Here is a 12,824-nt window from a genome sequence, read left to right on the forward strand (position 1 = left end):
ATTTATTTTTTCTTAATAAATGGCGGAAAAATAAGAAAAATTAGCAGGATTATTAAAAATTATCACGAAATAAGTAAAAGTTTAGCGAATAATCGTTTGAAATAATAAAATGTTTTCTATATGATAAAGGTAAAGGTTAGTAAAAAAGTAGGTGAATTTATGACAGTAACATTTTATTCATATCCAAAGTGTGGCACATGTCAAAAAGCAAAGAAATGGTTTGAGGCAAACGATGTAGCATATGAGATGATTCATATTGTTGAAAATCCACCGTCAAAAGAAGATTTACGTAATTTACATGAAAAAAGTGAATTACCATTAAAAAAATTCTTTAATACAAGTGGAATGCGTTACCGCGAACTTGGTTTAAAAGATAAGTTAAAGGATGCAAGCGAAGACGAAATGTACGAGCTTTTAGCATCTGATGGCATGTTAATTAAACGTCCAATTGTAACAGATGGAACGAGTGTAACACTTGGTTTTAACGAAGAGCAGTTTGAAAGTGTGTGGAAAAAATACCAATAAGGTATTTTTACATAATTAATACATTCACTGGAGGTACAGTCATGAGCATTCCAAATAATTTACGTTACTCTGAAGAACACGAATGGGTAAAAACAGAAGGTAATGCGGTTGTTATCGGTATTACTCATTTTGCACAAGGTGAGTTAGGCGATATCGTATTCGTTGAACTTCCTGAAGTAGGTGCAACAATCCAAGCTGACGAGCCATTCGGAAGCGTAGAATCTGTTAAAACAGTTTCTGAATTATACGCACCTGTAAGTGGTAAAGTTGTAGCAGTAAACGAAGAATTAAGTGACCAACCAGAACTAGTTAACGAATCTCCATACGAGGGTGCATGGATGGTTAAAGTTGAACTTTCTGATGCAAGCCAAGTTGAGAAGTTATTAACTGCAGAAAAATATGCAGAAATGACAAACCAAGACTAATTATAGTCGAAGAAAAAGGACAGCCTTTGTGCTGTCCTTTTTTATGTTGTGTACATAATGAATTTAAAAACATATATATTAATTATTATATAGGAGAACGTTTTTGAAAAAACTTTTTTCATTGTCTAGCTCCAGCGGCTAGAACAGTCGGTCATTTCACGCCTTCACTTGAGGCAAAAGGCGCCTCTAGTTCAGGAGTTCCAATGCCCTCCTGTTCTGAACGAGCCGCTTGCGCTTTCGATATTGTCCAGCTCCAGCGGCTAGATTGTTCGGTGGCTTCGCGTCTTCCTGCGAGGCAAAAAGCGCCTCCGCGTCAGAAGCTCCATCCCCCTCACAATCTGAACGAGCCGCTTGCGCTTTTCGTTGTCCAGCTTCAGCGGCTAGAACAGTCGGTCATTTCACGCCTTCACTTGAGGCAAAAGGCGCCTCTAGTTCAGGAGTTCCAATGCCCTCCTGTTCTGAGCGAGCCGCTTGCGCTTTTCTTTTGCAAAAATAAACAGGAAACAACATGAAAATAACGAATATACTATATACTAAGTTAAAGGTTGTATAGTATATGGTGATCGGGTGATGACATATGATTTATGTGGAAAAAGTCATTATTGTAGAAGGTAAATCGGACAGAAGAAAGATTGAATCTATTATTCGTGAACCAGTGGAAATTGTTTGTACAAATGGTACAATTGGTTTGTCGAAAATGGATGAGCTCATTGATCAGTTTTTTGATAAGGACGTATATGTGCTAGTGGATGCTGATGATGCAGGAGAAAAGTTAAGGAAACAATTCCGAAAAGAATTTCCGCAAGCAGAGCATATTTATATTGATCGCTCGTATCGCGAGGTGGCGACTGCACCTTCTTCACATTTAGCAAATGTATTATGGGGAGCTGACATTGACGTTTATACAGAATATTTACGGTAAGGAATGATAGAAGTGATTGATTGGACAGGTGCCGAAGCTACAGACCTAATAGGAAATGAAGAAAAAACAGTGTTATATGTGTATACACCAATGTGTGGAACATGCCAGTTAGCAAAGAAGATGTTAACGGTCGTCGAGATGACGATTGAAGATTTGAAAATTGGGATGTTAGATTTAAATTATGCCCCGCATTTAGCGAAAGAGTATGGGATAGAAAGTGTACCGTGTTTACTTGTTTTTGAAAATGGGACACTGATGAAGAAAATATATGCATTTCATTCGGTTGAATATTTATATACGGAATTAAAGTAGGCGGCAAAGTTTTTGCCGCCTCGACATATTTCTTGGGAAATATGTCGACATGCGTGATAGATACAGTATTTGTCGAGCGAAAGTAACAGGATTGCTCTTTAATAAGAGGGAATGGTATGTAATAGAAAGTGATATGAGGGATGTGGTTTAGGATGAAATTATATTCTTTGCTTCAATCATTTGTAAATTACGCTAATGGTCAATATCATTTAGAACCGCTTTTAAGGCAAGGAGAAAGAACTGTTAATTTTCGTTTTGGAGATGAATGCTGTTCGTTACAAATTTCAAGAGATTATATAGAACTTTTGAAAGAGGCGAGAGGAACGGAACAAATCGTTTGTTTAGAGGAAGAGGATGTACAAAAATTAGTGACTGGAAATATGAGGTTGCAAACGTTAATGAGTGATGGACGGGTACAATATTCTGGAACATATCGAACGATGTTATTAGTTGAATCGATGTTTCATATATGTAAACCGATGTCAGTCGGGGCTTAAAATTCTGAAGTTTCTTTTTTTACGAAAATTTCTGTTGACAGAGCGTGTTGATATTGATACAATTCAATTCATAAAATATAGACAATTTCATAAATTTTAAATCAGACGAAAATTTAATCTGATTTCTCTTATTAAGAGAGGTGGAGGGACTGTGCCCTGTGAAGCCCGGCAACCGTCAACTTATGTTGAAATGGTGCCAATTCCTGCAAAGCAAATGCTTTGAGAGATGAGAGAGAGGGATAATGTTGTTATATACGCATATAAACCTTTCTGCTTCTCTAGAAGCGGAAAGGTTTTTTGTTGTTTGAATGCGGAGGACATTCAAATAATAAGAGGAGCTATAACGATGGACTACACGCATCAAAAATAAAAAAATGTGGAGTCTGTCCAAAGTTTTTATGAAGTCTAGCTCCAGCGGCTAGAATGTTCGATGGCTTCGCTTCTTCCTATGAGGCAAAAAGCGCCTCTACGTCAGAAGCTCCATCCACTTCACATTCTAAACGAGCCGCTTGCGCTTTTTATGAAATCCAGCTCCAGCGGCTAGAACAGTCGGTCGTTTCATCCCTTCCTATGAGGCAAAAAGTGCCTCTACGTCTGGGATTCGGGCGTCCTCTTGTTCTAAACGAGCCGCTTGCGCTTTTTAATCAAAAAGGGGTGAACATCATGATTTTATTAGAAAATGTAAAGAAAATATATAAGGCAAAAAGCGGTGATGTCACTGCTGTAGATAACGCCAACTTACAAATAGAGAAAGGCGAAATATTTGGTGTTATCGGATATAGTGGCGCTGGGAAAAGTTCGTTAATCAGATTATTTAATCAGTTAGAGAAACCAACTTCTGGCCAAATTACAATTGCGAATCGTGTGATTTCAGCGATTACTGGAAATGAACTTCGTAAGGCAAGACAAGAAATCGGAATGATTTTTCAGCATTTCAACTTACTTTGGTCACGAACTGTGCGTGAAAATATCGCATTCCCACTTGAAATTGCAGGTGTCGATAAGGTGGAGAGAAGAAAACGTGTCGATGAGTTAATTCATCTTGTTGGATTAGAGGGAAGAGGAGACGCGTACCCATCTCAGCTAAGTGGTGGACAAAAGCAGCGCGTCGGGATTGCAAGAGCGTTAGCAAATAATCCACAAGTACTTTTATGTGATGAAGCAACGTCAGCTCTTGATCCGGAAACGACAGATCAAATTTTAGATTTACTATTAGATATTAATAAGCGTCTCGGTTTAACAATTGTACTAATTACACATGAGATGCACGTTATTCGAAAAATTTGTAATCGAGTGGCGGTAATGGAGAAAGGGAAGATTGTAGAAACGGGTCCAGTACTTGACGTATTCCGTAATCCACAGCAAGACATTACAAAACGATTTGTACAGCAGTTAACGGATTCTGAAGATACAAATGAAACGATTGAAAGTTTAATTGAAAAATACCCAGATGGAAAAGTAATTCGCTTGCAGTTTATCGGTGAGGCAGTAGAAAGACCGGTACTTCAAAGATTAATGCAACGCAGTGATATAGAAGTTAGCATTTTGCAAGGAAATATCGCACAAACGAATAACGGTTCTTACGGAAGTTTAGTCGTTCATTTAAATGGTGAAGAAACAGCGATCCAGCAAGCAATAGAAGGGATTCATCAAGATCAAGTAGAGCTGGAGGTGATTGCACATGGATAAGTTAATCGCAAATGTTGATTGGAATCAAATGTTAGAAGCAACTGGTGAAACGCTATATATGACGGCAATCGCAGCACTTGCCACGTTTGTTTTAGGACTTATTTTAGGGCTATTACTCTTTATGACAGCGAAAGATAATTTATGGGAAAATAAAGCGATTAATACGGTGATTGGAGCGTTCGTAAACATTTTCCGTTCTATACCGTTCATCATTTTAATTATTTTATTAATCCCATTCACAAAGATTCTTCTTGGAACAATTCTCGGAGCGAGTGCAGCGCTGCCAGCTTTAATTATTGGAGCGGCACCATTTTACGCGAGAATGGTTGAAATCGCACTTCGTGAAATTGATAAAGGGGTAATTGAAGCTTCAAAAGCAATGGGAGCAAAAACAAGCACAATCATTTTGAAAGTATTAATTCCAGAAGCGTTACCAGCATTAGTATCTGGTATTACGGTAACGACAATTGCTTTAGTAGGCTATACAGCAATGGCTGGTGTTGTTGGTGCGGGTGGCCTTGGAACACTTGCTTATTTAGAAGGGTTCCAGCGAGGAAATAACGATGTAACAATCGTTGCGACAATTTGTGTATTACTAGTTGTATTTTTCATTCAGTGGATTGGTGATAGTTTAACGACTCGAATAGATAAAAGATAATGAAAAACGGGAGGATATTTCAAATGAAAAAATTATTACTTACAGCACTTATTACAACTTCAATTTTTGGGCTAGCTGCTTGTGGTGGGAAAGATAAAGATGAAAAGAAACTAGTTGTTGGTGCTTCTAATGTACCTCATGCGGTTATTTTAGAAAAGGCAAAGCCGTTACTTGAGAAAAAAGGAATTGAGTTAGAAATTAAAAAATTCCAAGATTACGTGTTGCCGAATAAATCATTGGCGGATAAGGATTTAGATGCAAACTACTTCCAGCACATTCCGTATTTAGAAAAAGAAATTAAAGATAAAAAATATGATTTTGAAATAGCGGGGAAAATTCATTTAGAACCAATTGGCGTGTACTCTCAAAAATATAAGAGCTTAAAAGAACTTCCAGACGGGGCGACAATTATTATGAGTAATTCTGTTGCTGATCATGGACGTGGTTTAGCAATTTTACAAAAAGAAGGCATTTTAAAAATTAAAGACGGAGTAGATCCAGTTAAAGCGACTCCGAAAGATATTGCAGATAATCCGAAAAATTTAAAGTTCAAAACGGATATTGAGCCTGGTTTATTACCACAAGTGTATAACAATAAAGAAGGCGATGCAGTTCTAATTAATTCTAACTATGCAATTGATGCGAAGTTAAACCCAGAAAAAGACGCGATTGCAATTGAAGGAAATGATTCTCCATACGCAAACGTAGTAGCTGTTCGTAAAGGTGATAAAGATAAAAAAGAGATTAAAGCTCTTATAGAAGTGCTACATTCTAAAGAAATTGAAGATTTTATTAATAAAGAATATAAAGGGGCAGTTGTTCCTGTAAAAGAATAATCGTTTGAAGAAGGGCTGGTGTATGCCGGCTCTTTTTTCTAACTACATAACTATAGGGGAGAAGGGGACATCATATGAAAAAGATTATATTGTCAGTTGTTACAGCACTGTCTGTATTTACATTAGCTGCTTGCGGGGGGAAAGAGGAAAATAAACTTGTTGTTGGAGCTTCTAACGTGCCGCACGCTGTTATTTTAGAGAAGGCACAGCCGATATTAGAGAAAAAGGGTATTAAATTAGAGATTAAAAAATTCCAGGATTATGTTCTGCCGAATAAAGCGTTAGCGGATAAAGAAATTGATGCGAACTACTTCCAACACATTCCGTATTTAGATAAAGAAATTCAAGAAAAAGGATATAAAATTGTAAACGCAGGAAAAATTCATTTAGAGCCAATGGGCATTTATTCTAAGAAATATAAAAGCTTAAAAGATCTTCCAGATGGAGGAACGGTTATTATGAGTAATAACGTAGCTGAGCGTGGCCGTATGTTAGCGTTGTTACAAAAAGGCGGCGTTATTAAATTAAAAGACGGTGTAGATGTTGTTAAAGCGACAGTAAAAGATGTTGTAGAAAACCCGAAAAATTTAAAGTTTAAAACAGATGTAGAACCTGGGCTTTCACCGAAGCTGTACGAAAACAATGAAGGTGATGCTTTATTTATTAATTCAAACTACGCAATTGATGCGAAATTAAATCCAACAAAGGATGCAATTACAATTGAAGGATCAGACTCTCCTTATGCAAATATTATCGCAGTTCGTAAAGGTGACGAGAAGAAAAAAGAAATTAAAGAGTTAGTAGACGTATTGCATTCAAAAGAAATTCAAGACTTTATCAATAAAGAATATAAAGGTGCTGTACTTCCAGTAAATGAATAAGTGCAGGAAAGGATTGGGAAATTTCCAGTCCTTTTTTCTTTATATATATAAGAAGAAAAGTGTATCATATAAGGATGCAAGGGAAATACTTATATACATTTGTGAAAAAATTGTTACATTTTTTCAGCGTTTGCGATATCATTTTATTTGATATAAGATTAGAATGAGAATAAAATGAGAATATGAACGTTTTAGTAATTTTTAAAATGTATATATAGGATTAATGGAGGTATTGAGATGGCTGGTTCTACATTAACGGTTAAAGACTTACATGTATCAATTGATGGCAAAGAAATTTTAAAGGGTGTAAACCTTGAAGTAAAAGGTGGAGAAATCCACGCAATTATGGGACCTAACGGAACAGGTAAATCAACTTTATCTTCTGCAATTATGGGTCACCCAAAGTATGAAGTAACAGAAGGTAGCATCATCATCGACGGTGAAGATGTATTAGAAATGGAAGTAGACGAGCGCGCACAAGCAGGTCTATTCCTAGCAATGCAATATCCAAGTGAAATTAGCGGAGTAACAAACGCTGACTTCTTACGTTCTGCAATTAATGCACGTCGTGAAGAAGGCGAAGAAATTTCTCTTATGAAATTTATCCGTACATTAGATAAAAACATGGAATTCCTAGAAATGGATCCAGAAATGGCACAACGTTACTTAAACGAAGGTTTCTCTGGCGGTGAGAAAAAACGTAATGAGATTCTTCAATTAATGATGATCGAGCCAAAAATTGCAATCTTAGATGAAATCGACTCAGGTCTTGATATCGATGCATTAAAAGTTGTATCTAAAGGTATTAACCAAATGCGCGGCGAAGATTTCGGTTGCCTAATGATTACGCATTACCAACGTTTATTAAACTACATCACTCCAGACTTCGTTCACGTTATGATGAACGGTCGTATCGTTAAATCTGGTGGCCCTGAGCTTGCACAACGTCTAGAAGCTGAAGGTTATGACTGGATTAAAAAAGAATTAGGTATTGAAGACGAAACAGCAGAGCAAGAAGCGTAAGAGAGGAGCATAAACATGACAATCGGTACATTACCTTTCGATCAAGAAACAATCCGTCAGCGCGCAAGCGAAGTAAACGAAGCTGCTTGGTTGACTGAGTTCCGCTTACAAGCTCTTGCACAAGCAACTGAACTTCCAATGCCAACGCCTGATAAAACGAAAATTGAAAAATGGGACTTTATCGGAAAAGGCGACGCTGCTAAGCAAGAGCCTGTAAGTTCTTTAACAGAGCTTCCAGAAGCAGTGAAAAACTTAATCGATGAAAATAACAGCGTATTAGTGCAACGTACTGGTACAACTGCGTTCGTTTCTTTAGCAGACGAAGCGAAAGAAAAAGGTGTTATTTTTACAGACATCGTAACAGCTGCAACAGAGCATGCTGAACTAGTACAAAAGTACTTAATGAAAGACGGCGTGAAAGTAGACGAGCATCGTCTAACTGCACTTCATGCTGCATTAATCAACGGCGGTGCATTCGTATATGTTCCGAAAAACGTTGTTCTTGAAACTCCACTTCAAGCTGTATTCTTAGTAGACGGCGAAGAAGCTAACGTATATAACCACGTATTATTCGTAGCTGATGCGAACAGTACTGCAACATATGTAGAAAACTACGTTGCAAATGAAAATGCTAAAGGTATTGCAAATATCGTAGCAGAAGTAATCGTGGAACAAGGCGCACAAGTGAAATTCGGTGCGGTTGATCTATTAGCAAAAGACGTAACAACTTACGTTAACCGCCGCGGCATTGTTGGACGCGACGGCCGTATTGATTGGGCTCTAGGCCTTATGAATGACGGAAATACAATCTCAGAGAACGTTACGAACTTAATGGGCGACGGATCATTTGCTGATACAAAAACAGTAACAATTGGCCGTGGTAACCAAACACAAAACTTTACAACTAAAGTTGTTCACTTCGGTAAACACTCTGAAGGTTGGATTTTAAAACACGGAGTACAAAAAGATAGTGCAACATCTATCTTTAATGGAATTGGTAAAATTGAACACGGTGCATCTAAATCAAATGCACAACAATCTTCTCGCGTTCTTATGTTAGATGAAAAAGCTCGCGGTGATGCAAACCCAATTCTTTTAATCGATGAAGATGATGTAATGGCAGGTCACGCAGCTTCAGTAGGCCGCGTAGATCCATACCAATTATACTACTTGATGAGCCGTGGGATTCCAAAACGCGAAGCAGAACGTTTAGTCATCCATGGATTCTTAGCACCTGTAGTAAATGAGCTTCCAATTGAAGGAGTAAAAGCACAGCTTGTTGAGGTAATTGAAAGGAAAGTTCGCTAATGAATATTCATGAAATACGCAAACAGTTTCCAATTCTTGATCAAAAAGTGAACGGCAAACAACTTGTTTATTTCGATAGTGCAGCAACTTCTCAAAAACCAATTCAAGTCATTGAAACGTTAGAACGTTATTATAAAGAATATAATTCTAACGTGCATCGCGGTGTTCATACGCTCGGTACGAAAGCTACCGACGCGTATGAAGGTGCACGTGAGAAAGTTCGCAAGTTTATTAATGCGAAATCAATGGAAGAGATTATTTTCACGCGCGGAACGACAACTGCATTAAATACAGTAGCAGCTAGCTATGGTCTTGATAATGTAAAAGAAGGCGATGAAATCGTCATCTCTTACATGGAGCACCATAGTAACATCATTCCGTGGCAACAAGTCGCGAAGAAAACTGGCGCAACTTTAAAATACCTTCCGCTTCAACCAGACGGTACAATTTCTTTAGAAGATGTTCGTCAAACAGTTACACCGAATACAAAAATTGTTTCTATTATGCACGTGTCAAACGTACTTGGAACGATTAACCCTGTAAAAGAAATCGGAGCAATCGCACATGAAAACGGTGCAATCATGATCGTTGATGGAGCACAAAGTGCACCTCATATGAAAGTGGATGTACAAGATTTAAACTGTGATTTCTACGCATTATCTGCTCATAAGATGTGCGGACCAACAGGTGTCGGCGTATTATATGGTAAGAAAGAATTGCTAAACAATATGGAGCCAATTGAATTTGGTGGTGAAATGATTGATTTCGTAGATTTACAAGAGTCTACTTGGAAAGAGCTTCCGTGGAAGTTCGAAGCAGGTACACCGATTATCGGTAATGCAATCGGACTTGGTGCGGCAATTGATTTCCTAGAAGAAATCGGTCTTCATAATATTGAAAAGCATGAACATGAATTAGCGCAATATGCTTTAGAGAGACTATCAGAAGTAGATGGCGTTACAATTTATGGTCCAAAGCATCGCGCTGGTCTAGTTACATTTAATATTGATGACGTACATCCTCACGATGTAGCAACTGTATTAGATGTAGAAGGCATTGCGGTTCGCGCAGGACATCACTGTGCACAACCACTTATGAAGTGGCTGAAAGCTTCTTCTACAGCACGTGCGAGCTTCTATTTATATAATACAAAAGAAGAAATTGATACATTTGTTGAATCGCTAATCAAGACAAAGGAGTATTTCACAAATGTCATTTAATAATTTAGATACGTTATATCGTCAAGTTATTATGGATCATTACAAAAATCCTCGTAACCATGGCGTGTTAGAAGATAGTGTTACCGTTAACTTGAACAATCCAACTTGCGGCGATCGTATTCAACTTACGATGAAAGTAGAAGAGGGTATTGTACAAGAAGCGAAGTTTGAAGGCGAAGGATGTTCAATTTCAATGTCTTCAGCTTCAATGATGACACAAGCAGTAAAAGGAAAGAAAATTGAAGAGGCTCTTAAGCTTTCTAAAATTTTCTCTGACATGATGCTAGGAAAAGAGTATGATGACAGCATTGATTTAGGAGATATTGAAGCATTACAAGGCGTATGCAAGTTCCCGGCACGTATTAAATGTGCAACATTAGCGTGGAAAGCGTTAGAAAAGGGCTTAAACGAAGATAAGTAATGTTAAAGGTTCCTAAAAACGAGGTTATATAAGGAGGGACACACCAACATGGCGAAGCAACTGCCAGATATCGGCGATTATAAATATGGTTTCAAGGATAAAGACGTTTCGATTTTCCGTGCTGGACGCGGTTTAACAAAAGAGATCGTTGAAGAGATTTCACGTATGAAAGAAGAACCACAGTGGATGTTAGACTTCCGTTTAAAATCACTGGATAAGTTCTATGAAATGCCAATGCCACAATGGGGCGGCGACTTAAACGACTTAGATTTCGATGAAATTACGTACTACGTAAAACCATCTGAGAAATCTGAGAAGTCTTGGGATGAAGTACCTGAGGAAATTAAAGCAACATTTGATAAATTAGGTATTCCTGAAGCTGAGCAAAAATATTTAGCTGGTGTATCTGCACAGTACGAATCTGAAGTTGTATACCACAACATGAAAGAAGACCTAGAAGATCTAGGAGTCGTCTTCAAAGATACAGATAGCGCATTAAAAGAGAACGAAGATATTTTCCGTGAGCATTTCGGAAAAGTAATCCCACCAACAGACAACAAATTCTCTGCATTAAACTCTGCAGTTTGGTCTGGTGGATCATTCATCTACGTTCCAAAAGGTATTAAAGTTGATACACCACTTCAAGCGTATTTCCGTATTAACTCTGAAAATATGGGACAATTTGAGCGTACGCTTATCATCGTAGACGAAGGCGCACACGTACACTACGTAGAAGGTTGTACAGCACCTGTTTACACGACTAACTCACTTCATAGTGCGGTAGTAGAAATCATCATTAAAAAAGATGCATATTGCCGTTATACAACAATCCAAAACTGGGCGAACAACGTATACAACCTAGTTACAAAACGTGCGGTTTGTGAAGAAAACGCAACGATGGAATGGATTGACGGTAACATCGGATCTAAATTAACGATGAAATACCCAGCAGTTATCTTAAAAGGCGAAGGCGCTCGTGGTTTAACATTATCTATCGCGATTGCTGGTAAAGGCCAACACCAAGATGCTGGTGCGAAAATGATTCACTTAGCACCAAACACATCTTCAACAATCGTTTCTAAATCGATTGCGAAGCATGGTGGTAAAGTAACTTACCGTGGTATCGTACAATTCGGACCAAAAGCGAAAAACTCTCGTTCTAACATCGAGTGTGACACGTTAATCATGGATAACCAATCTACATCTGATACAATTCCTTATAACGAAATCAAAAACGATTACGTTTCACTTGAGCACGAAGCGAAAGTATCTAAAGTATCAGAAGAACAATTATTCTACCTAATGAGCCGCGGTATTTCTGAGCAAGAAGCTACAGAAATGATCGTAATGGGCTTCATCGAGCCATTCACTCGCGAACTTCCAATGGAATACGCAGTTGAAATGAACCGCCTAATCAAGTTTGAGATGGAAGGTTCTATTGGTTAAATAGAAATGCGGAGCCGACTGTCCAGACCCGTTGGCTAAGGTTCTTTCGCACAGAAGATGCTTTTTATCTTCTGGTGCGGAAGGTTCTTAGACATGAGGGGCTAGGAGGCGAAGCTGGACAATATTTAAAAGTGGAAGCGGCTCGTCCAGAATGTGAGGAAGAAGCGAAGCCACCGAACATTCTAGCCGCTGGAACTGGATAATATATTAAAAAAGCGCCCTGCTGTGCAGGGCGCTTTTTTGTGTTGGGTAAGCTGGGTTCGGTTCGGCCAGGGATACCCGGGTGGGTGTTTAATAAAATATATCAGCGATTTTTCAAATATATCGATCACAACTCGGAATATATCGGCGATTATTTCAATATATCAGCGGTTCGACAAGGAATATCGACTTATCAACAAATTACGACATAGCGAGCGGGAGAAATACCCCCTCAATAAAAAAAAGAGCCAGCAATAACTAGCCCTAAAACCCAAATGTTACAAATATAAAAGGCACGCATACTAATATAAAAATAACTAATATAAGTAAGAGAAAGATACCGACAAATCTTAATTTACTTGTTTCGTTTTTAGCTATGGCAATCATGCTGAATATGAGGCCGAGAATAACAAGTGGAACGCTAATAAATAGAAATAAATTAGGCAAGTAAAGTACAGAA

General features: G+C 38.1%; 15 protein-coding genes and 1 riboswitch. All 15 genes read left to right on the forward strand.

Going from position 1 to position 12,824, the window contains the following annotated elements; genetic code table 11:
- Window positions 1-159: 159 nt before the first annotated feature.
- On the forward strand, window positions 160-525 hold the full coding sequence (locus V7038_RS01550) for an arsenate reductase family protein (protein WP_002129756.1): 366 nt from the start codon (window positions 160-162) through the stop codon (window positions 523-525).
- 41 nt (window positions 526-566) lie between these two features.
- Complete coding sequence (gene gcvH, locus V7038_RS01555) at window positions 567-950, forward strand: glycine cleavage system protein GcvH (RefSeq protein WP_000026895.1); 384 nt, start codon at window positions 567-569, stop codon at window positions 948-950.
- A 577-nt stretch (window positions 951-1,527) separates the two neighbouring features.
- Window positions 1,528-1,872, forward strand: a complete 345-nt coding sequence (locus V7038_RS01560) for a toprim domain-containing protein (protein ID WP_000640865.1) — start codon at window positions 1,528-1,530, stop codon at window positions 1,870-1,872.
- A gap of 3 nt (window positions 1,873-1,875) precedes the next feature.
- Window positions 1,876-2,184 (forward strand): thioredoxin family protein, encoded by a 309-nt coding sequence (locus tag V7038_RS01565; RefSeq protein ID WP_087945836.1) that lies wholly within the window; start codon window positions 1,876-1,878, stop codon window positions 2,182-2,184.
- A gap of 152 nt (window positions 2,185-2,336) precedes the next feature.
- Window positions 2,337-2,681: a hypothetical protein gene (locus V7038_RS01570; protein WP_002068015.1), complete on the forward strand. Its 345-nt coding sequence runs from the start codon at window positions 2,337-2,339 to the stop codon at window positions 2,679-2,681.
- A gap of 125 nt (window positions 2,682-2,806) precedes the next feature.
- Window positions 2,807-2,914, forward strand: a riboswitch (SAM riboswitch).
- 430 nt (window positions 2,915-3,344) lie between these two features.
- On the forward strand, window positions 3,345-4,370 hold the full coding sequence (locus V7038_RS01575) for a methionine ABC transporter ATP-binding protein (RefSeq protein ID WP_335468862.1): 1,026 nt from the start codon (window positions 3,345-3,347) through the stop codon (window positions 4,368-4,370).
- Window positions 4,363-5,028, forward strand: coding sequence for a methionine ABC transporter permease (locus V7038_RS01580; RefSeq protein WP_002112667.1), 666 nt, complete (start codon window positions 4,363-4,365; stop codon window positions 5,026-5,028). The genes V7038_RS01575 and V7038_RS01580 overlap by 8 nt, the downstream gene beginning before the upstream one ends.
- A 23-nt stretch (window positions 5,029-5,051) precedes the next feature.
- The gene (gene metQ, locus V7038_RS01585) at window positions 5,052-5,864 is read left to right on the forward strand and encodes a methionine ABC transporter substrate-binding lipoprotein MetQ (protein ID WP_002112666.1); all 813 of its coding nucleotides are present in this window, start codon (window positions 5,052-5,054) and stop codon (window positions 5,862-5,864) included.
- A gap of 74 nt (window positions 5,865-5,938) precedes the next feature.
- Window positions 5,939-6,745 (forward strand): methionine ABC transporter substrate-binding lipoprotein MetQ, encoded by an 807-nt coding sequence (gene metQ / locus V7038_RS01590; RefSeq protein WP_002112665.1) that lies wholly within the window; start codon window positions 5,939-5,941, stop codon window positions 6,743-6,745.
- A gap of 237 nt (window positions 6,746-6,982) precedes the next feature.
- Window positions 6,983-7,768, forward strand: a complete 786-nt coding sequence (gene sufC, locus V7038_RS01595; protein ID WP_002112662.1) for a Fe-S cluster assembly ATPase SufC — start codon at window positions 6,983-6,985, stop codon at window positions 7,766-7,768.
- Window positions 7,769-7,783: 15 nt separating this feature from the next.
- Window positions 7,784-9,076, forward strand: coding sequence for a Fe-S cluster assembly protein SufD (gene sufD / locus V7038_RS01600; protein WP_002015931.1), 1,293 nt, complete (start codon window positions 7,784-7,786; stop codon window positions 9,074-9,076).
- Window positions 9,076-10,296 (forward strand): cysteine desulfurase SufS, encoded by a 1,221-nt coding sequence (sufS, locus tag V7038_RS01605; protein ID WP_002112661.1) that lies wholly within the window; start codon window positions 9,076-9,078, stop codon window positions 10,294-10,296. The genes sufD and sufS overlap by 1 nt, the downstream gene beginning before the upstream one ends.
- Entirely contained in the window at window positions 10,286-10,717 is a 432-nt protein-coding gene (gene sufU / locus V7038_RS01610; RefSeq protein WP_002089369.1) for a Fe-S cluster assembly sulfur transfer protein SufU, read from the forward strand. The genes sufS and sufU overlap by 11 nt, the downstream gene beginning before the upstream one ends.
- A 48-nt stretch (window positions 10,718-10,765) precedes the next feature.
- Window positions 10,766-12,163 (forward strand): Fe-S cluster assembly protein SufB, encoded by a 1,398-nt coding sequence (gene sufB, locus V7038_RS01615; protein WP_002015928.1) that lies wholly within the window; start codon window positions 10,766-10,768, stop codon window positions 12,161-12,163.
- A gap of 74 nt (window positions 12,164-12,237) precedes the next feature.
- A complete protein-coding gene (locus V7038_RS01620; protein ID WP_265340963.1) occupies window positions 12,238-12,366 on the forward strand; it encodes a hypothetical protein in 129 nt (42 codons plus the stop codon).
- Window positions 12,367-12,824: the final 458 nt, after the last annotated feature.

The sequence above is a fragment of the Bacillus sp. JJ783 genome, from assembly GCF_036963225.1.
Taxonomy (GTDB): Bacteria; Bacillota; Bacilli; order Bacillales; family Bacillaceae_G; genus Bacillus_A; species Bacillus_A cereus_U.